Here is a 19862-nt window from a genome sequence, read left to right as displayed (position 1 = left end):
AGGACATTAGTCGGACGTGCCGAGCGGTGCCCGCGGGCGACAGTGCCGGTACGTCACCACTCGGCCTCCAGCGCCTCCACCAGCCGGGAGACGGCGCTCAGATCGGGCAGGCTGCGCAGCTTGGCCACGGCCTCGCGGCTGCCGAACGCACGCTGCTCGGCGGTCCTCGCCGGATCGACCGCGCAATCGGCCTGTACGTACACGTAGTTGAGGTCGGTCGCGAAGAGCACCGAGAACGCGTCCAGGTTCTTGATCACCGCGCGGCCCCCGGCGTCCCGGTAGGCGCGCACCAGGCGCCGTGCCGCATCGGCGTCGAACTGGTTGCCGCCCGACCACACGTGGACGGCACGGGCCAGTTCACGCTCCGCCGAGACGGGCCCGGCGTTGTCCCAGTCGAGCAGGACCGGCCCGTCGGAGCCGACCAGGACGTTCTGCGGCCGCATGTCGAGATGGGAGGTCACCACGTCACCGGGGGACGACGGCGAGACATGCCGCGCCAGTTCAACGGCTGTCGTGGCGGCGAACCGGCCCAGCTCCCCCGCCCAGGGCAGGCCGGCCCGCTCCACCTTCCCGAGCAGTTCGGCCCAGTCGGACTCCGGGTTGCACCGTTCGTACCAGCCGCTCGGTGTCCCGCTCGTGCCCTCTCCCGCCTTGTGCAGGATGGCGAGCGTACGGCCGCACCAGCTCAGGGTCGCCGGGTCCGACGGGTCGGCCGCGGTGCCGTCGACCCAGTCGTACAGCTTCACCCAGGAACCTTCGGGGAGCCGTACGACATGGGCGCCGGAGCGGTCGGGCATGAGGCGTGGCGCGGAGATACCCAGCGTCTCCGCCGCGTCGCGCAGTGCGGACTCGGCGCCGACGTCCGGCTCGTCCTTCTCGAAGAGCAGTTCCTTCACCGCCCAGGCGGTGCCGTTCCCGGACAGTTTCCAGATCTGTCCCAGGGCGCCGCGGGCGACGGGCGTCATCGTCCAGTCCCCCGCGCCGAGGGCATAGGCGTCCGCGACGAGTTCACCCGTGTTCCGCATGCAACTCCCCGCTTCCGCCGCGCAGTTGATCACAGCCTATCCGCAGCAGCCCGATCCCTCGGCCGAACCGGTTTCCAGCCGGCAGAAGCAGGACGCCTCGACCGGTACGTCGGCCAGCGCGGCGGCGATCCGCAGTTGCTGGGCGACGATCCGCGCCTCCCCTTCCTTCTTCCCGCGGACCAGGCACTCGTGGAGCCCGTGCAGCGCCCACACGTTGCCCGGGTGCTGGAGAGGCCGCGGGAGGGTGTCGTCGAGACCGAGGTCGGCGCGGTAGACGGCCTCGGCCTCGGCGAGGCGTCCCCGTTCGAGCAGGAGGGCACCGTAGGCGTGGCGGGTGGGCTGCATCCAGCCCCACGGCTCGTCGTAGGGGAGGTTGTCGTCCAGCTCGACCGATCGCTCGAGGGCCGCGAAAGCGGTGTCGAACTCGCCCTTGCGGTAGGCCAGTTCACCGTCGAGCATCGCCGAGGCGATCGCCAGGATGTCGGCGCACGTGTTGTTGAAGAGCATGCGGGTACCGGGGACCTCGGCGACCGCCTCATGGAACAGGGCGCGTTCGCCCTCCGCCTCGGTGATGCGGCCGAGGGCGGACAAGGCGACACCGCGGGCGTAGTGGAGCATCGCGGTGGTCACGCAGTACAGCCGCGGGTCGGCGGGCAGCGAGAGGTCCAGGATGTCGGTCCAGCGGCCGAAGCGGATCAGTACGTGGACGCGCATCGCGAGGAAGCCCTCGAGCCAGTCGGCCATGGGCGGGCTCTCGACGCGCAGAAGGTCCTCCGGGATCGACGCCTCCAGCTGCGCGGCGGTCTCCAACGCGGTCTCCGACTGGCCCAGGAACATCGCGCCGTAGATCTTGAAGTGGTAGTTGTGCGAGCGGTAGAGCGTGTAGAAGTTCATCGCTCCGGTCCGGGCGCGGACCTTCTCGTCGGCGGCGATCGCGGCGCTGTTGTCCGCCACCACCCGCCGGTAGTCACCGCACAGCACCTCCAGATGCGAGGGCATGTGCAGGAGATGCCCGGCGTCCGGCACCAGACCGCGCAGCCGGTCCGCGACGGACAGGGCCAGTTCGGGGGTGGGCGACATCTCCATCAGATGGATGTACAGATGCAGGATGCCCGGGTGGGTGCGACCGGTGGCGCCGGTGAGGGCGCGCTCCAGAACCGCCCGTGCCTCGCGGGTGCGCGCTCCGTCAGCGGGCTCGCCGGTGCGCAGGTCCCACAGCTGCCAGGGCGTGAGGTTCATCAGCGCGTCCGCGTACAGGGCTGCCACGTCCACGTCGTCCGGGGCGAGTTCGTGTACGGCGCGCATGCTGTCGGCGTACGGCGCGTTCCACACCGCGCAGTCCTCGGCGGGCTTCGCCTGTGGATAGCGGGCACGGAGGGCGCCGATCAGGGCCCGCTCCACCTCGGTGGCCCGGGCGGCGGCCTTGTCGTGCGCCGACTCGACAGCCGTATGGGTGCGTCGGACGGTCCGGGCCAGGTCCCGGTCGTCGAAGAACTCCCAGGGCTTGTTGTAGTTCGGGCCCAGGGCGTAGGCGATGCCCCAGTGGGCCATCGCGCAGTCGGGGTCGGCGGCGGCCGCCTTCTCGAAGCAGGCCACGGCCTCCTCGTGGTGGAAGGCGTACGTCCACACCAGGCCACGGTCGAACCAGAGTTGGGCCTCGGCGGAGTCGGTGGTGACGGGTCGGCCGTGGGAACCGAGGTCGTAGTACTCCATGCGCCGCAATTCTGCCCGAAGGAGGGCCTTTCGGCCGCGCGGGAGCCGATCTGTCGCCCGAACGAACGCAGGTGCCGGAGAGTGGACTGGTGAAACCGTCAGTCCTCTCTCCGGCACCGGCCGGGCGGCGCTAAGCCGTCACACACGGAAGATCTCGAGGAAACTGCTCCAGAAGCCCTTCTTGGCCGGCTTCTGCGCCGCGGGCGCGGGGACGCGTGCCGCGGGGGCGGGCTGCTGGACGGCGGCCGGGCGGGGCGCGGTGGAGGACCCGTACGCCGATGCCATCCGGGTGGCCGGGGTGGGGCTGAACTGGACGGGGAGGGTGGCCAGGGCGCGGTGGAACGGGCCGGGACGCCACTCCAGTTTCTGGGCCGGGACGCTCAGGACCAGGTCGGGCAGGGCGTTGAGGATCAGCTCGATGGCGGTGACCGCGATGACCTGGGCCGGGCTCTTGGCCGGGCAGGCATGCGGCCCCGCGCCCCAGGCGAGGTGGGCCCCGCGGCTGTGGGCCTGCCCCGACGAGGTGAGCACCGGGTCGCTGTTGGCTCCGGCGAAGCTGATGACCAGGGGGGAGTTCGCCTGAACCACCACTCCACCGAGGTCGACGTCCTGCACCGGGAAGTGCGTCGCGTAGTTGGCGATCGGCGGGTTGTTGAGCAGAACGTGGTCGAGGGCGTCCTCGATCTGCATGCTCGGCCCGTTGTCGCCCTCCCGGTCGAGGAGCAGCAGGAGGGAGTTGGCGATGAGGTTGCGCTCGGGCTCCACTCCGGCGCCGACCAGCATCACCAGCTGGTCCTTGAGCTCCTCGTCGCTGAGGCCGGCGGGGTGCTGGACCAGCCAGGAGGTGATGTCGTCGCCGGGTTCGCGGCGCTTGAGGGAGACCAGCTCCATGAAGCAGGCGGTGAGTTCGTCGCTGGCGCGCAGCGCGTCTCTGCCGTCGAACATGTCGGCCATCGCGCTCGTGACGCGGTCACCGATGGCGGCGGGGCAGCCGAAGAGCTTGTTGATCATCAGCAACGGCAGCAGCTTGGCGTAGTCGTTGATCAGGTCCGCCCGGCCCCGCTCGCTGAACTGGTCGATGAGGTAGGCGGCGATCGGTTCGACGTCGCGGCGGATGCGGGTGACGTTGAGCCGGTCGAGGCTCTCGGTGACCGCCTTGCGCAGCCTGAGGTGCTGGGCGCCGTCGGTGAACAGGCAGTTGGGCCGGTAGGCCATCATCGGCAGGACGGGGCTGTCGAGGGGAACGCGGCCGTCATTGAGGGCGGTCCAGCGGCGGCCGTCGCGCGCGAACAGTGCGGGATTCTGGAGCACCCGCAGGGCCGTCTCGTGTCCGACGACCAGGGTGGCGTCGACACCGGGGGCCAGTTCCACCGGGCCCGCGGGTCCGTGCGCCCGGAGGTAGTCGTAGACCTTCTGCGGATCTGCCGCGAAGGAGCCGTCGTACATGGGGCATCTGGCCGCACCGGTGGCGGCCGTGTCGTGAACGTCCATGTCTGTGTCCTTTGGTGGCCCGGACCGTGTGGTCCGGGCGGGGGGTGGTGGTTCAGGCGGCGCGGTCGAGGAGGTGACGCACGAGGGCGATCAGGGCGCGGGCGGAGGAGCGCTGGTCGCGGGCGTCGCAGTAGATGACGGGAGTGTCCGGAAGCAGGTCGAGGGCTTCGCGGATCTCGTCCTCCTCGAAGTGGCTGGTCTGCGAGAAGGTGTTGACGGCGATCGCGTACTCGAGGCCGTACTCGTCGATCAGGTCGATGACCGGGAAGGTCTCCTCCAGGCGTGAGGGGTCGACCAGGAGCAGGGCGCCGAGCGCACCGCGCGCCATGTCCTCCCACAGCTGCATGAAGCGCTGCTGTCCGGGGGTGCCGAACAGATACAGCACCAGCTCCTCGCTCAGGGTCAGCCGGCCGAAGTCCAGCGCCACGGTGGTGGTCGCCTTCTCCGGCGCCCCACGCAGGTCGTCGACGTGCATGGACGCCTGGGTCATCTTCTCCTCGGTGCGCAGAGGAGTGATCTCCGACAGAGACCCGATGAAGGTCGTCTTGCCCACGGCGAAGTGTCCGACCACCAGGATCTTCGCGGCGGTGGTCACGTCGGCGGACACGTAGATGGAGCCGTTCGCCCCGGGGTCAGCCGATGTTGAGGGTTTCGAGTCCATGCAGAACCTTCTCGAGTATCGCTCGGGGAACGTGCTGGGCGGGGGCCGGTTCAGCGCGACGCAGGAGGTGCCCCTGTTCGAATAAATCGGACAGCAGCAGTCGGGCCACGCCGACCGGCAGTCCCAGATGACCGGCGACTTCGGCGACCGACAGGTAGCCGCCCGAACAGAGCTCCCAGATCGCCCGCACCTCGGGTCCGGCCCCGAGCGGCAGGGTCCGGTCGGGGGCCAGGCACACCAGCGTGTGCAGGGCCAGGTCGTCGTCGGAGGGGAGACGACGACCGCCCGTGATGACGTAGGAGCGGACGAAGTCGCTGGTTACCGGAGCGTCCTCGCCAGGCCAGGTCATGCGTCTACGCCGGTGTTCTGGCGCGGAATGGCGCTCATCGCCTTGGTCAGCGCACCCACCGTCTTCTGCATCCGGATCGACATGGCCTCCATGTCGACGTCCAGAGCGGTCGAGACCGCGAGGTAGGAGCCGCTGCCCCCGGCGATGAGAAAGATCCATCCGCCGTCGAACTCGATCAGTGTCTGCTTCCAGAGGCCCTTGCCGCCGCCGACGAAGGGGGCGACGCTGCGGCACAGGGACTGCAGGGAGCTCATCGCGGCGGCGTTGCGCTCCGCGTCGTCACGGACGATGCCGTCGGACCGCTGCATCAGCAGGCCGTCCGCCGAGACGAGGATGGCGTGGCGGGCTCCGCGCACCTCGAGCACGTCGTTCAGCACCCACGACAGATCGGGATTCACTGGTTCTGAGGTCCTTCCGTGTTGTCCGAGTCCCGCCCGAGCAGGGTCCCGCGAGCGAATGCCTTGAGCCGCGAGGCGGTCTCTTCGCCGGCCGCGTCCAGGTCGGGTACGTCCGCGCCGGGCGAGGCCACCACGGAGACGGAGCCGTTGCGCCGCCGGCGGCGCTTGGGGAGGCCTCCGGCGGTCTGTCCGACGACGAGGGAGGCGACGGGGGCCGGCTTGGCCGCCGTGGGCTCGCCCTCGTGCTCGTCGAGTTCGACGGGTGCGGGTGCGGGCACGTCCGCCGTCAGAAGGTTCTCGGGCACCCGGATCACGGCACGCACACCGCCGTAGGGGGAGACCGCGTCGACGGAGACGTGGAACCCGTAGTGGGCGGCGAGCTTCCCGGAGAGGGCGAAGCCGAACTTGGGCGGGTCGCCGAGGCTGGTGATGTCCACGGATCCGCCGGTGGTCAGCAGGGACGCGGCGCGGGCCTTGGTCTCCTGGTCCATACCGAGACCGGCGTCGTCGACGATCAGGCATATCCCGGTGGGGACGGCCTGGATGTTGATCTCGACGGGGGTGCCGGGGGCGCTGTACTTGGTGGCGTTGTCGAGCAGTTCGGCCAGGACCATGGCGACCGGTTCGACCGCGCGGCTGGTGATCGCGACGTTGGCCTGCGAATGGACCTTGACCCGCTCGAAGTCGCGGATCCGCCCCTGGGCACTGCGGGCGACGTCGTACACCGAGGCGTCCCGGTCGCGCCGGCCGAGCCACCCGCCGCAGAGCACCGAGATGCCCTTGGTACGGCGGCTGAACTGGCTGCCGGTGTGGTCGACCAGCATCAGGTCGCCGAGGACCGCGTGGTCGTCGCCGTACTTCTGCTGAAGGCCGTCGAGCAGGGCCAGCTGCTCCTCGGCGAGGGTCGCCAGGGTGCCGACGGCCGACTTCAGGGTCGCCTTCGTCGCCGACTCGGCGTCCTTGCGCACCTCTTCCAGATCCGCGGCGTGCCGCGCGCTCACCGACGAGTAGGTCGTCTGGAGCTCGGCGAGCTGACCTCGCACACTCGCCACGTCGCCGTGCAGTTTGTTGTTGTTCGCGCGGAGCTGGATGTTGGTTCTCCGTGCGCGCATCACTGCGAAAATCGCAGCGATGAGTACCACGAGCAGGACCCACAGGAGTGGATCTTCGAACAATGACGTCATGAGACTCTCTTCAAGTCGCCTCGCGTCGGGAGACTGACCATGCATGGGCCCCGGAAATGCCCGCCACTGTGCGGCGCGGACCTTACCGGCGGACCAACCGTCACTCCTTCACGATGGGGCCGTTTTGGCTGTCCCCGTACGCGCGTATGACGCGTCATCAGCCTACTGAAAAGTGTAATGATCTTATCAGCCGTCGCAGTGTCAACAGGCGTATCAGGGGCCACACTTGACGACTCTCCACAAAGATCCCGCAAAGGCCGCATCGACCACCGTCAGGAGTCGCCGCCGCCCGCCCTCACCCTGCCCACCGTTCCGTTCATGATCAACACGCGGAGCCTACCAAGGCGGCGAGAACGCTCTCCGACCCCTCGGTGAAAACTCGTTTGCGGCCGCCGGGCCCGCCTCGGACCCTTGCCCCATGCCCTATCTCCTGCGCGCTGCCGCGCCCACCGACGCGCCGGCCGTCACCGAGCTGCTCAACGAGATCGACCTGATCGAGGTCGGGCGGCCCGAGACCGATCTGCACACGGTGGAGTCCGATCTGGGGCACCCCGACACCGACCTCGACCGCGACTCCTGGCTGGCCTTCGACGGAGCCCGTCTGGTGGCGTACGCCCTCGTGTGGGACGACTCGAAGGGCGAGCGCATCAACGCCGACCACTATGTGCTGCCCGAGCACCAGCAGGCCGGTGTACTCCTCCTGGAGGCGATCGAGACCAGGGCACTGGAGAAGGCCCGGGCGAACGGCGCCTCGAAGGCCCTGATCCATCTGCACCTCAACTCGGCGCCCACGACCGACCTCGCGCTGATACGGGCGCGAGGCTGGTCGGTCGTACGGCGCTATCACGTACTGGAGCGGCCGCTGCGCAAGAGCGAGGACCTGCCGCCCGAGCCGCCCGCGGGCGTGCGGGTGCGGGCCTGCGCCGACGAGGCGGACCGGAAGCAGACCCACGCCCTCTACCAGGCCACGTTCGCCGAGCACTTCGACTTCCAGCCGCGCGAGTACGAGCGGTGGCTGCACGACATCCACGCCGACCGGCTCGACTGGTCCCTGGTGTGGCTCGTCTCCACCGAGGACCTCGGGGACGTCGGCTTCCTGATCGCCCGCGACGACCGCGAGGCCATGGGGTGGATCCGCAGCCTCGGCGTCGTCCGCGAGGCCCGCGGCCGTGGCCTCGGCGGACTGCTGCTGCGCCAGGCCTTCGCGGCGTTCGCGGCCCGGGGGCGGGACACCGTGGGTCTCGGTGTGGACACCGAAAACACCACCGGCGCCCCCGAGTTGTACGCACGCAACGGAATGACGGTCCATTACGCCGTCGATACCTGGGAAATCGTGGTGAGTTGAATTCCTGCGGCGGCGGGAGACCGCTATCGGTCTTTTCCACGCAACAATTCGCAGACAAAGTTCTCCTGAAGTCCGCGCATTTTCCGCAGCCCTCCCGCGTCGGCAGATTGGGTGATCTGGGCGGTGATCGAGAACGTCAGTGAACGACGGCCGTCGGGGGTGGCCGCGATCAACTGGGTATAACCGAGCGTGTTGCCGGTGTGGCCCAGGACGACACCGCATCGCGTCTCGTAGCGGAAGACGGCAAGACCCGCGGAGTTGCGGCCCGGCCCGGCGGGCTCGGACGCGCCCTTGACCCACCGCCGCTGCTGCTCGACGACCTTCCTGCCGTAGAGCCGTCCGCCCGCGTAACCCCGGATGAAGCGGGTCATGTCGTCCGGCGTGGAGACGATGCCTCCGGAGGCCCAGACGCCCGACATGCCGATGACCTCGCTGACGTCGGCAGGGGACGCCGACTGGCTCACGTCATAGCCGTGCAGGTAGGGCTTCGGCATCCGGTACCCCTGCGGGAGGCTGGTGGAGTGCAGGCTCAGCGGCGCGTAGACGCGTTGGCGCAGGAGTTCTTCGTACGGTGTACGGGTCGCCGCCTCCGCCATGAGTGCGACGGCGATGTTGTCCGAGTTCGAGTAGCGGTACTGCGTGCCCGGCTTGAAGAGCAGGGGCTGGTCGGCGATGTAGTCGAGCAGATGCCGGGAGTCGAAGTGGTGGCGCGGGTCGGCCTGTAGTTCGTCGAGGAACCCGGCGCTTCGGGAGTAGTCCGGCAGACCGCTGGTGTGGTTCAGGAGTTGACGAAGCGTCACTGATCCCCAGGCTCGGGGGAGTTGGGGCAGGCGCTTGCGCAGGGTGTCGTCCAGGCGCAGGGTCCGGTGGTCGACCAGGGTGAGGGCGACCGCCCCGCTGAAGGCCTTGGCCGTGCTCGCGATACGCATGTGGTCGTCGGGGCGGGGCGAGCGGCGGGTGCGGACGTCGGCGACGCCGGCGCGCACGATTCGGGTCCCCTTCTCGGTCCGCAGGACGGCGATGGCTCCGGGCGGGCCGCCGGGGCGGCGCACGAAGTCCTCGAGCTGACGCTGAAGCGTCTGGTTGCCCGAGGCGTCGGCGGCGGTACAGCCCATCGCCGGGGACAGCGCGGCGAGGCAGGCCGCGAGGGCGGACGCCGCTCGCAGGCGGGATCGGCGTAGAGGCATGGAGGCTCCCGGGGGGGTGGAACGTCATGACCCGTCAAGCCTCACCGGCAGCCACGGTCTCGTGCTTCCCGTGCTGCTGCATACGGACCAGTGGCGGGGGCACGGAGTGGTGCTGTGAATTCGCCCCGTCGGGATCAGCGGTCGCCCTTGTTCAGCTTAGTTTGCGGGTACAACGGCATCTCCCGGGGCGACCGCGGGGGTGCGGTCCGATTCGGTTTCCCGGACCGAGAATGGCTCACGGTGATTTTCGAGGGCGGGGTGATCCTGGAGCACGCGAGCCGGCGGTGGATCTTTCTGCCCTCCCTGCGCTGGGCGTGGTCACGCTCGTGGTCGGTGCGGGCGCCCTTACGGACTCAGATCCTGGCGGCCGTGGGGACGGATGGGAGTCTGCCGGGGTGGTGACCGCCTTCCTCGTGACGGCCGCCGCGCTGCCCCATGCCGGACAGGCGGCTTCCCACGTCGCCGGCGTTCCCCGGCGCCGCGCTCGTCATGGCGGTCCCCGCTCGTCTGCCGGCCGAGGAACCGGACCACGCCCGGGCTGCTGCTCGTCACCGGTCACTCTCACGACCACCATCGCAAAGGGCAGCCTGCCGCGTCAGCCGACCGGGGCCGGCGGTCTTCGGTGTGATCCTGACCCACCGCATGCTCAGCACCCTGCCCAGTCCGGGCGCGGCGCCCGGCCGAGCGCTGAGCAGGGGTGGGGTGGCGCGCGGGGGGGGGCGCCGGGCCGAGGGGTGCGCTGGGGTGGCTGTCCGCCGGTGGAGCTGCGCGGCGGACAGCCACCCCTGCTACTCGTGCGTGCCGGCCGGTGTCACATCGAGCGGCGGCTGGTGCGTCGTAGGAGAACGAAGCCGGAGATCAGGAGGATCGCGCCCAGTGCGGCCGGCCACAGCTGGGTGCCGGTCTCGGCGAGACTGCTCTGACTGCCCTGAGGCTCGGGCTGTGCGGCGACCGGGGGCTGGGCGACGGCTCCGGTGGTGCCGGTCCCGGGGTCGTCGGTCGCGGTGTCGTCCTGGGGGGCGGGCTGGTCCGCCTGGCCGTTGCCGGTGCCGTTCGCGGCCTCGGGCGAAGGCGCGGTGGTGCTGTGGGCGGTGGGTGAGCTGTAGGTCTTCGGCTGGTCGGCGGCGGGGGCAGTCGTCTGGTCGCCGGCGGGGGCTTCGGTGGTCGGCGTGGGCTGCTGCTGCGGCTCGTCGTCGTTTCCGGGGTTGTCCTCGGAGCCGTTGTCGTTGCCGTTCCCGTTACCGGGGTCCTGACTGGCGCCGGGGTCCGGGGTGGAGCCGTTGCCGTCGTCGCCACCGTTCTCGCCGTTGCCGTCGTCGTTGTTTCCGTTGCCGTTGCCGTTGTCGCCGTTGCCCGGGTCGTCCTGGCCTGTGCCCGCACCACACTCACGGCCGTCGTTGATGCAGCCGACCATCTCGTTCATCAGGTTCTCGTCGAAGACGTTGATGAAGTCGCCGTGGTCGGTGACGGGCTTGTGCAGCTGCTCCGGGAAGGAGTCGACCGCGAACAGCGGGGTCGTGCGGCCGCCGTCGCCCAGGCTCGGCGCGTCGACGTCGTAGACGATCCGCTGGACCAGCTGCGGGATGGCCTCGAAGCCGTCCGGGCAGGTGCCGTCGTTCTGGGCGAACGCCACGTGGGTGCGGTGGTTGGCGCTGTCGATGTTGCGGCCGTCCCAGCAGCTCTGGAACTTGAAGGTGCGCACCACGTCGCTGCCCTGCGGGCACAGCGGGTACTTGTCCTTCAGCTGCCGGTCCTCGAGCCCGGTGCAGCTCCAGGACGCGTTGGCGTTGGCGGGGCCGTTGACGAACGCCTTGGCGTCACCGGTGATGATGCGCAGCAGCCGCGGCATCGCGGTGACCTTGCTGCGGGGGTTGCCCACGAACGTCAGCGTCACTTCCTTGGGGGTGACGATCTCGCCGGCGTTGCCTTCGACGCCGCCGCCGGGCGAGTTGGCGTCCTGTTCCTGCGTTCCGTTCTGGAGCCGGATCACGGGCCAGTAGTACGTCGACTTGTCGCCCTGGTCGACACAGCTCGTCTCGGCGTTCGCCAGGTCCTGGTCGCTCGCGAAGGCGGTGTTGGACTGGTTGCCGATGTAGTCGTGGAAGTGGTGGGCGCCGTTGGAGACACCCGGGGCGACGATGACGTTGTCCGAGTTGAACAGGCCGTTCGCGTTTACACCGCAGCTGGTCACGAAGGTGCCACGGGAGGCGTCGCCCTGAGCCTGCGGCGCCTGCGCGGAGGATGGAGCGCTGTTGATGTCGGCGTAGTCCGCGGCGACGGGGCCGTTGCCCGCCTGCCCGCCGTTGCCCTGCTGACCGCCCTGGTCCTGGCCGTCGCCCTGCTGGTCATCGCCCTGCTGACCGTCCTGGTTCTGACCGTCGCCCTGCTGGTCTCCCTGGTCCTGACCGTCGCCCTGCTGCTGGTCCTGACCGTCGCCGTTCTCGTTCTCGGTCTCGCGCAGGGTGCAGCCGGCCATGTCGCCGAGGCCGTCCGGCTGCTCTCCCGCGGCTTGGAGAGCGGCGCTGATGCGCTCGATCGTGGCGGCGCGGTTCTCCTGGAGCGGGTCGACGATACGGCTCTGCGCGGACTCGCGGTCCTGCACCGACGGGTCCTGTAGTTGCTGGTAGGCCTCGGCTATCTGCTGGTCCAGCAGGGCGAGTTCCTTGTCTACGTCCGCCCTCGACCCGTCCGGGACGCTGGTGAGCGTGTCCCCGACGTCCGGGCAGTCGATCGTGACGGCTCCCCACGACGTCTGCTGCGGCGTGCCGCTCTCCGTGGCGGAGGCGTACACATTCGCCGCGACCAGGCCACCACCCCCCAGCATCAGGGCCACTGCGGCGAAGGTCGCACGTCGTGCGCCGGTCGGTCGTCTGCGATTGCTGCGTCCCACGGAAGTACTCCTGCGCGTGTCGGCTCTCCGGGCATGCAAATCCCTCGCCCCATACGGACGGTGGGCCCCCTGCGTTCAAGCGTCTCGGAAATTCACAGCACTCTCATACGGAGCACGGGGTTCCACCACCCCCTCCCGAACCTCTGTGCAGGGAAAACGAGGTGACTCGTACACAACTGCGCCCCTACGGTTCTCGTCATGAACAGCGCGAGCTCCGAGCGCCTCCTGAACGTCGTGGACGTCGAAGCCACGTGCTGGCCCGGCTCCCCTCCCCCGGGCGCGGTCAGCGAGATCATCGAGATCGGACTGACCGTCGTAGACCTGTCGACAGCCGAGCGGGTCGAACGGCACCGGATTCTGGTGCGGCCCGCCCGGTCCGTAGTCAGCGGCTTCTGCACGGAGTTGACCGGTCTCACCCAGGACGAGGTCGACGGGGGACTGCCGTTCGGGGAGGCCTGCCGGCTGCTGGCCGCCGAACACGCCTCCGGCGCGCGGCCGTGGGCGAGTTGGGGCGACTACGACCGTCACCAGTTCACCCGGCAGTGCGGGGCGACGAGGACGCCGTATCCCTTCGGCCGCCGTCACACCAACGCCAAGGCGGTCTTCACCGAGGTACACGGTCTGCGCAAGCGCCCCGGGATGGCACAGGCCCTCGGCCTTGCCGGGCTGCCGCTCGAAGGACGGCATCATCGCGGCGAGGACGACGCCTGGAACATCGCCGCGCTGGTGTTGCATCTGGCGGGGCGGGACGGCTGGCCCGCGGAATGAGCGAGCACGTCACCGAGTCCGACGACGGCTCCCTCGTCGTGGCCGCCGCCGTGATCATCCGATCCGGACGCCTTCTCGTCGTCAGCAAGACCGCGGCACCCGATGTCTTCTACCTGCCGGGCGGCAAGCCCGATCCGGGCGAGGACCTGGAGACGGCACTCCTGCGCGAGCTGCGGGAGGAGCTCGGTGTCGTCCCCGTGGCCTTCAGCCCCCTCCAGGAGGTCCGGGCGCTCGCGGCGCTGGAGCGGATCCCGATGACGATGACGGTCTACGACACCACGATCACCGACCTGCCCCGCCCCGCCGCCGAACTGTCCGCGATGCGCTGGATCACCAGCCAGGAGCCCGACCTGACATTGGCCCCCGCCGTACGCGACCACGTCCTGCCCCTCCTGAGGTCCCGGAGTCTGCTCGACTGAGCTCCCGGGGGCTGCTGGACCGAGGTCCCGCCCGGCCGGAACCTGCGGTATCGCTTGGCCGGAGTCGACGCATCCACGGCCGGAGCCTGACGTGTCCCCTGCCGGGAGGCCGACCAGTCCCCTGGCCGAAGGCCGACGCCATTACGGCCGTCGGCCAACGCTTTCGCCGGGGCCGAAAGCCGACCTGCTCCCCAGCCGGAAGCCGCCCCATCCACCCCCCGGAGGCCGGCCTGTGCCCCGGCCGGAAGGCTGACACATCCACCACCGGAAGCCGACCTGCCCCCCGGCCGGAGACCGACGCAGCCATCCGCCGAGGTTGGACGCCTCCCCGGCCGGAACGCAGATCCATCCACCGCCGGAAACCAACCTGCCCCCGGCCGGAGGCCGACACCTCCACCGGCCGCAGGCTGACCTGCTGTGTCGAAGGCCGTGCCCCGGGTACTCGGGGCTCGCCGTCACGGCCCCTCGGGTGCGGGCCGGTCAGGAAGGGGGCACTGATGACGCAGCACGCCGACGACGACGTCGACCGCCACCGGGGCGTCGCCGGACTGCGACTGGCGACGGAGAGCGCCGACGCGCTCGCCTCGACGCTGCCGGTCGACCGCAACCAGGCGATCCTGGAGGCGGCCAAGCAGGTCGGCGCGATTCTGAAACGGGAAGAGCACCCGTTCGCGCTCGCGGGCAGCGTCGCCGTGTACGCCCATGGCGGCGCTCAGAACCTCCAGCACGACGTCGATTTCGCCATCCTCCCCGAGGACGCGCAGTCCGTGGCCGAGACCCTTCGCGGGGCGGGTCTGGAGGTGCGGACGCCTCCGGAGGACTGGCTGCTGAAGGCCGACTGCATGGGCCAGCAGGTCGACCTGATCTTCGAGCTCGCGCACCAGCCGGTCACCACGGAACTGCTGGCGCGGGCCGACGAACTCTCGGTGGACTCGGTGTTCATGCCGGTGCTGTCCCCGACCGACCTGCTGCACAGCCTGCTGTCCGCTTTCTCCGAGCACCACTGCGACTTCGGGGCGGTCCTGCCGATCGCCCGCACACTGCGGGAGAAGGTCGACTGGGAGGCCGTACGCAGGGACTGCGCGGACGCGCCGATGCCGGACGCGTTCTTCTACTTCCTGGAACGCCTGGAGGTCATCGAACCGAGGACGAGGGAGGGACGGTCATGAGCGAGCCTCTGGCGCAACACCCCGAGGAGAACGTCGAGTACCGCGTCGCCCACCTGCGTGACCGGCTGGCCGCCGAGGAACTCGGCGAGCTGGGAGTCCGCGCCGAGGTAAGGGCCGGGGCGGTCGTGGTCAGCGGCACGGTGCCCTCCGCGCAGTGCCGGGAGACCGTGCTGCGGACCGTCCACGAGGAGCTCGACGGCCTCGCCGTGCACACCGATGTGGTGGTGGCGGAGAACGTCACGCCCGACCATGCGGAGGAGCTGCCATGATCCGCGTCGCCGCCGTGGGGGACATCCACATGGGCCTCGAGAGCCAGGGCCTGCTGCGCCCCGCCTTCGACACCCTGCCCGAGTGCGCCGACCTGCTCCTGCTGGCCGGCGACCTCACCCGGCACGGCACGCCGGAGGAGGCCCGGGTGGTGGCCCAGGAAGTGCGCGGTCTCGCGGTGCCCGTCGTGGCGGTCCTCGGCAATCACGACCACCACGACGAGCAGCCCGAGAAGGTCGCCGCCCTCCTGGAGGACGCCGGTGTGCGGGTGCTGGAGGGCGAGGGGACGGTCGTCGAGTGCGGCGACACGCGCGTGGGGGTCGCCGGGACCAAGGGGTTCGGCGGCGGGTTCGTGGGCCGCAGCGCCGGGGAGTTCGGCGAGCCGCTGATGAAGGAGTTCGTACGGTATTCACGGCGCTGTGCGGACGGACTGCGCACCGCGCTGGAGGAACTGGACCGGCAGGGCTGCGCGACCCGGGTCGCGCTCACCCACTTCTCCCCCGTCGCCGACACCCTCGCCGGTGAGCCGCCGGAGATCTATCCGTTCCTCGGCACCTATCTGCTCGCCGAGGCGATCGACACCGCCGGAGCCGACCTGAGCGTGCACGGACACGCCCACGCCGGCACGGAGCACGGGATGACGGCCGGCGGGGTGCGGGTGCGCAACGTGGCCCAGCCGGTGATCCGGCGGGCGTTCAACGTGTACCACCTGAACGTCGACTGACCACGTCGCCTGACGGTGTCTCAACTGCGGACGGTCGCCCGGTCGTGGTGCTCCCACGCCTCGTCCCGCAGTTCCGGGCGAAGCAGGACCTCCACCGCGGTGCAGGCCAGTGCCTCCGCGGCGGCGAGCATCACCTGCCGGCCCCGTTCGGAACCGGCGGCGACGGCGAACTCGGGTGTGTGGTCGGAGCCGTCCTCCTCCATGATCGCCACGAACGGATGGATGGCGGGCACCCGACCGCTGACGTTCCCGACATCGGAGGAACCCAGATAGACGCCCGGTTCCGGCGGTGTCACCGAGATGCCCGTCGCTGCCAGGTGCCGGGCGAACCGAGCGGACAGGACCGTGCTGTTCCGGAAGTGCTCGTACCGCGGTGTCGCGCGTTCCACGGTGACCGTGGTCCCCGTCGCTCGCGCCACCCCCTGGGCGCAGGTCAGCAGCTCCCCCGCCAGGTCCTCCAGGGCGGCCGTCGTCACCGAGCGCAGGCCGAACAGGCCCTCCGCGTACTCGGGGACGATGTTGGTCGCCCTGCCGCCGTCCGTGACGATGCCCTGCACATGCGAGCCCTTGGGCAGCCTGCGCCCGATCACGGCCAGGGTGTTGAACAGCTGGATGAGCGCGGCGAGGGCGTCGATCCCCTCGGTGGGGTTCCCGGTGGGGTGGGCGGAGCGCCCGTGGAACCCGACCCTGTACTGGGCCTGCGCGGTCAGCGGCGCCCACTGCCAGCTGTGCACGCCGGGATGGAACATCAGCGCCGCGTCGAGGTCGTCGAACACCCCGGCGTCGGTCTCGGCGACCTTGCCTCCGCCGCCTTCCTCCGCGGGCGTGCCGACGGCCCACACGGTGCCCGCGTCCCGGTCGAGTACGGCCCGGGCGGCCAGGGCGGCGCCCAGGCCCGCCGCGGCGATCAGGTTGTGGCCGCAGGCGTGGCCGAGGCCGGGCAGGGCGTCGTACTCCAGCATCAGGGCCACCGCGGGGCGAGGCCTCGTACCGGAGCGTGCGGTGAACGCGGTGGGCAGCCCGGCCACGTCCCGCTGCACTTTGAACCCCGCCCATTCGAGCTCCCCGCACAGCAGCGCCGCCGCCCGGTGTTCCTCGAAGGCGTACTCCGGGTCGGAGTGCAGCATCCGCGCCATGTCCCACAGCCGATCCGCCCGTGCGGCCACCTCTCCGCGCACTCGCGCGAGCACCTCGTCCACGGCGTCGGTCACATCGGCCTCCTGGGAGCGTCGTACGCCTGCGTCCTGGAGCGGGTTCCATCGAGCGGCCCGCCTTACACCCACCGTTACCGGTACCGGCGTCCGGGTACTCAGGAGCGATCAGCGGCGTTGCCATGGAGGCCTTCATGAAGGCGGACCGGATCGCGGACCCATGGGGTGGCCGGGTGCCGTACCGGCGCCACGAGGCCTGGCCGTCCAGGGTGGACTCGTATCTCGCGGAGGGCGTGGAGCCCGGCGCGGTGCAGAGCTGGATGGGAGCGGCGTCGCTCCTGCACTCGGGCGGGGACGCCATGGACATCGCCGTCGTCGACGGCCGTCTGGCGGGCGTGCGGGGACGGGCGGCGGACCGCGTCAGCCGGGGCAGGCTCGGGCCGAAGGACCTGTTCGGCTGGCAGGCGAACGGCTCGTCGGACCGGCTGACCAGGCCGCTCGTACGGCGCGACGGGCATCTCGTGGAGACGGACTGGGCCACCGCGATGGAGCTGGTGGCCGCCCGCACCCGTGAGCTGCTCGACGAGCGCGGGCCCGGCTCGATCGGCTTCTACACCAGCGGGCAGCTGTTCCTGGAGGAGTACTACGCGCTCGCGGTGCTGGCCCGGGCGGGTATCGGCACGAACCATCTCGACGGCAACACGCGGCTGTGCACGGCGACGGCGGCCGAGGCGTTGAAGGAGTCGTTCGGCTGCGACGGCCAGCCGGGCAGCTTCGACGACCTCGACCACGCCGACGTGATCGCGCTGTTCGGCCACAACATGGCCGAGACGCAGACCGTGCAGTGGACGCGGGTGCTGGACCGGCTGGCGGGCGGCGATCCGCCGCGGCTGCTGTGCGTGGATCCCCGCCCGACCCAGGTGGCCCGGCACGCGACCGTGCACCTGGCACCGCGTGTCGGCACCAACGTTGCGCTGCTGAACGCCCTGCTGCACGAGACGATCCGGCACGACCGGGTCGACCACGACTTCGTCGAGGCGCACACCGTCGGCTTCGAGGAGCTGGCCGAGCGGGTCGCGTCCTGCACGCCCGAGTGGGCCGCGGACATCTGCGACGTACCGGCCACGCGGATCACCGAGGCGGCCGAACTCGTCGGCACGACGGACGCCCTGCTGTCCACGGTCCTCCAGGGCGTCTACCAGGCACACCAGGCCACCGCCGCGGCCGTGCAGGTCAACAACCTGCACCTGATCCGCGGGATGCTGGGCCGTCCGGGCGCGGGCGTGCTCCAGATGAACGGTCAGCCCAGCGCGGAGAACACCCGTGAGTGCGGCGCCGACGGCGATCTGCCGGGCTTCCGCAACTGGCAGAACGACAGCCATGTGGCCGACCTGGCGAAGGTGTGGAACGTGGAGCCGTCCACGATCCCGCACTTCGCACCGCCCACGCACGCCATGCAGATGTTCCGCTATGCCGAGCAGGGCTCGATCGGGATGCTCTGGATCAGCGGCACCAACCCGGCCGTGTCGCTGCCGGAACTGGCCCGGATCCGGGCGCTGCTGGCGCAGGAACGGCTCTTCACCGTCGTACAGGATCTGTTCCTGACGGAGACGGCCCGGCTCGCCGACGTCGTTCTGCCCGCCGCCACCTGGGGCGAGAAGACCGGCACGCTCACCAACGCCGACCGGACCGTCCACCTGTGCGAGAAGGCGGTCGAGCCGCCCGGCGAGGCCAGGCCCGACCTGGACATCTTCCTCGACTTCGCGCGCCGCATGGACTTCCGGGACAAGGACGGCGGGCCGCTCATCGGCTGGCGGGAGCCCGAGGAGGCGTTCGAGGCCTGGAAGCGGTGCAGCGCGGGCCGGCCCTGCGACTACACGGGCCTCTCCTACGACCGGCTGCGCGACGCCGGTGGCATCCAGTGGCCGTGCACCGAAGCGAACCCGCGGGGCACCGAGCGGCTCTACACGGACGGCATCACCTGGGCACACCCCGACGACTGCGAGAGCTACGGCAAGGACCTGGAGACCGGGGCCGCCGTGGACCCGGTGGAGTACCGCTCGCTCAACCCGGACGGCAAGGCCGTACTCAAGGCTTCCGCTTACGTGGAGCCGCACGAGATGCCCGACGAGCGGTATCCGTTCCAGCTCTCGACGGGCCGTACGCTCTACCACTTCCACACCCGGACCAAGACCGGCCGGGTGGCCCAACTGGACGAGGCCGCGCCCGAGGTGTGGGTGGAGGCCTGCGCGGCCGACGCGGTGCGTCTCGGCCTGGGCGAGGGCGATCTCGTGCGGGTGGCCACTCCGCGCGGCGCCCTGGAGGCGAGGCTGCGGGTCACGGACATCCGGCCGGGGCTGCTGTTCGTGCCCTTCCACTACGGCTACTGGGACACGAAGGAGGGCGACGGTCCGGACGGGGGCGGTCCGGGGCGCGCCGCGAACGAGACGACGATCACCGACTGGGATCCCGCCTCCAAGCAGCCCCTGTTCAAGACCGCGGCCGCGGCGCTCACCCTCGTCGCCCGCGCGGACGGACGGTACGCGCCGGCGCCGACCACCACGGCCTCGGCCCCGTCGGACCCCGATTCCGTGCCGGCCACGGCCGGCGGGCAGCAGGCGTACGCGACACAGAACAGTGAGCCGGGAGGGACGTCATGAAGGACGGCGTCGCCCATACGCTGTGCGCCCTGCACCATGGGGAGCGGCAGCTGGCGCGGGAGCTCGTGGCCGTGGCCGAGCGGCACGCCGAGGAGCACGAGGTCCACCACGTGGCCACGGACCTCGCCGGCTGGTCCCGCGAACATGCCGACCGGCTGGCCGAGTACGCAGCGGGCGAAGGGCTGCGCCTCGACGACGACACGCCCGAGCCCGCTTCCGGCGAGGGCGAGGGACCGGAGGGACTGGTACTCCTGCGCGATCTGCGGGCCCTGCACCTGGCCGCCACGGAGAACTCCCTGCACTGGGAGATGCTCGCGCAGACCGCCCAGGCGACCCGGGACGAACGGCTGCTGGAGCTGGCGTCGGCGTGTCATCCGCAGACGCTGCGGCAGATGCGCTGGACCAACACGTTGATCAAACAATTGTCGCCGCAGGTCCTCACAAGCCTCTGACCAGGCATA

Annotated in this window: 18 protein-coding genes; 8 read left to right on the top strand and 10 right to left on the bottom strand. The window is 70.5% G+C overall.

The window, feature by feature from the left end; all coding sequences use genetic code 11:
* Nucleotides 1-53: 53 nt before the first annotated feature.
* From RNB18_RS01655 to RNB18_RS01625, 7 genes are all read right to left on the bottom strand, one after another.
* The gene (locus RNB18_RS01655; protein ID WP_311712310.1) at nucleotides 54-1025 is read right to left on the bottom strand and encodes a phosphotransferase enzyme family protein; all 972 of its coding nucleotides are present in this window, start codon (nucleotides 1023-1025) and stop codon (nucleotides 54-56) included.
* 36 nt (nucleotides 1026-1061) lie between these two features.
* The gene (locus tag RNB18_RS01650; protein ID WP_311712309.1) at nucleotides 1062-2738 is read right to left on the bottom strand and encodes a hypothetical protein; all 1677 of its coding nucleotides are present in this window, start codon (nucleotides 2736-2738) and stop codon (nucleotides 1062-1064) included.
* Between the two features lie 138 nt (nucleotides 2739-2876).
* Entirely contained in the window at nucleotides 2877-4229 is a 1353-nt protein-coding gene (locus tag RNB18_RS01645; RefSeq protein ID WP_311712308.1) for a cytochrome P450 family protein, read from the bottom strand.
* Between the two features lie 52 nt (nucleotides 4230-4281).
* Nucleotides 4282-4890, bottom strand: coding sequence for a GTP-binding protein (locus tag RNB18_RS01640; protein ID WP_057613126.1), 609 nt, complete (start codon nucleotides 4888-4890; stop codon nucleotides 4282-4284).
* Nucleotides 4862-5239, bottom strand: a complete 378-nt coding sequence (locus RNB18_RS01635; protein WP_007386762.1) for a DUF742 domain-containing protein — start codon at nucleotides 5237-5239, stop codon at nucleotides 4862-4864. The genes RNB18_RS01640 and RNB18_RS01635 overlap by 29 nt, the downstream gene beginning before the upstream one ends.
* Nucleotides 5236-5637 carry a roadblock/LC7 domain-containing protein gene (locus RNB18_RS01630; RefSeq protein WP_057613125.1) on the bottom strand — a complete coding sequence of 134 codons (402 nt, stop codon included), beginning with the start codon at nucleotides 5635-5637 and terminating at the stop codon, nucleotides 5236-5238. The genes RNB18_RS01635 and RNB18_RS01630 overlap by 4 nt, the downstream gene beginning before the upstream one ends.
* A complete protein-coding gene (locus tag RNB18_RS01625) occupies nucleotides 5634-6821 on the bottom strand; it encodes an ATP-binding protein (protein WP_311712307.1) in 1188 nt (395 codons plus the stop codon). Before RNB18_RS01625 ends, RNB18_RS01630 begins: the two co-directional genes overlap by 4 nt.
* A 418-nt stretch (nucleotides 6822-7239) precedes the next feature.
* Between RNB18_RS01625 and RNB18_RS01620 the strand changes: the two genes are divergently transcribed.
* Nucleotides 7240-8166: a GNAT family N-acetyltransferase gene (locus RNB18_RS01620; RefSeq protein WP_311712306.1), complete on the top strand. Its 927-nt coding sequence runs from the start codon at nucleotides 7240-7242 to the stop codon at nucleotides 8164-8166.
* A 23-nt stretch (nucleotides 8167-8189) separates the two neighbouring features.
* Here RNB18_RS01620 and RNB18_RS01615 read toward each other — a convergent pair whose 3' ends face one another.
* Complete coding sequence (locus tag RNB18_RS01615; protein ID WP_311712305.1) at nucleotides 8190-9353, bottom strand: serine hydrolase domain-containing protein; 1164 nt, start codon at nucleotides 9351-9353, stop codon at nucleotides 8190-8192.
* An 811-nt stretch (nucleotides 9354-10164) separates the two neighbouring features.
* Nucleotides 10165-12177, bottom strand: a complete 2013-nt coding sequence (locus RNB18_RS01610) for a DUF1996 domain-containing protein (RefSeq protein ID WP_311712994.1) — start codon at nucleotides 12175-12177, stop codon at nucleotides 10165-10167.
* Nucleotides 12178-12441: 264 nt separating this feature from the next.
* Here RNB18_RS01610 and RNB18_RS01605 point away from each other — a divergent pair, with 264 nt between their 5' ends.
* From RNB18_RS01605 to RNB18_RS01585, 5 genes are all read left to right on the top strand, one after another.
* Nucleotides 12442-13011 (top strand): 3'-5' exonuclease, encoded by a 570-nt coding sequence (locus RNB18_RS01605; protein ID WP_311712304.1) that lies wholly within the window; start codon nucleotides 12442-12444, stop codon nucleotides 13009-13011.
* Nucleotides 13008-13430, top strand: coding sequence for an NUDIX hydrolase (locus RNB18_RS01600; RefSeq protein ID WP_311712303.1), 423 nt, complete (start codon nucleotides 13008-13010; stop codon nucleotides 13428-13430). The genes RNB18_RS01605 and RNB18_RS01600 overlap by 4 nt, the downstream gene beginning before the upstream one ends.
* A gap of 497 nt (nucleotides 13431-13927) precedes the next feature.
* The gene (locus RNB18_RS01595) at nucleotides 13928-14599 is read left to right on the top strand and encodes a nucleotidyltransferase family protein (protein WP_311712302.1); all 672 of its coding nucleotides are present in this window, start codon (nucleotides 13928-13930) and stop codon (nucleotides 14597-14599) included.
* Nucleotides 14596-14868, top strand: coding sequence for a BON domain-containing protein (locus RNB18_RS01590; protein ID WP_311712301.1), 273 nt, complete (start codon nucleotides 14596-14598; stop codon nucleotides 14866-14868). Before RNB18_RS01595 ends, RNB18_RS01590 begins: the two co-directional genes overlap by 4 nt.
* Nucleotides 14865-15590: a metallophosphoesterase family protein gene (locus RNB18_RS01585; RefSeq protein ID WP_311712300.1), complete on the top strand. Its 726-nt coding sequence runs from the start codon at nucleotides 14865-14867 to the stop codon at nucleotides 15588-15590. Before RNB18_RS01590 ends, RNB18_RS01585 begins: the two co-directional genes overlap by 4 nt.
* Nucleotides 15591-15610: 20 nt before the next feature.
* Here the strand turns inward: RNB18_RS01585 and RNB18_RS01580 are convergent, their stop codons facing one another.
* A complete protein-coding gene (locus tag RNB18_RS01580) occupies nucleotides 15611-16801 on the bottom strand; it encodes an amidohydrolase (protein WP_311712299.1) in 1191 nt (396 codons plus the stop codon).
* A gap of 134 nt (nucleotides 16802-16935) precedes the next feature.
* Between RNB18_RS01580 and RNB18_RS01575 the strand changes: the two genes are divergently transcribed.
* Both RNB18_RS01575 and RNB18_RS01570 read left to right on the top strand, forming a co-directional pair.
* A complete protein-coding gene (locus RNB18_RS01575) occupies nucleotides 16936-19401 on the top strand; it encodes a molybdopterin oxidoreductase family protein (RefSeq protein ID WP_311712298.1) in 2466 nt (821 codons plus the stop codon).
* Complete coding sequence (locus tag RNB18_RS01570) at nucleotides 19398-19853, top strand: hypothetical protein (RefSeq protein ID WP_311712297.1); 456 nt, start codon at nucleotides 19398-19400, stop codon at nucleotides 19851-19853. The genes RNB18_RS01575 and RNB18_RS01570 overlap by 4 nt, the downstream gene beginning before the upstream one ends.
* Nucleotides 19854-19862: the final 9 nt, after the last annotated feature.

Source organism: Streptomyces doebereineriae (assembly GCF_031845645.1).
Classification (GTDB): Bacteria; Actinomycetota; Actinomycetes; order Streptomycetales; family Streptomycetaceae; genus Streptomyces; species Streptomyces canus.
The sequence above is the reverse complement of the archived record's forward strand: the minus strand, read 5'-3'. Positions and strand labels throughout refer to the sequence as shown.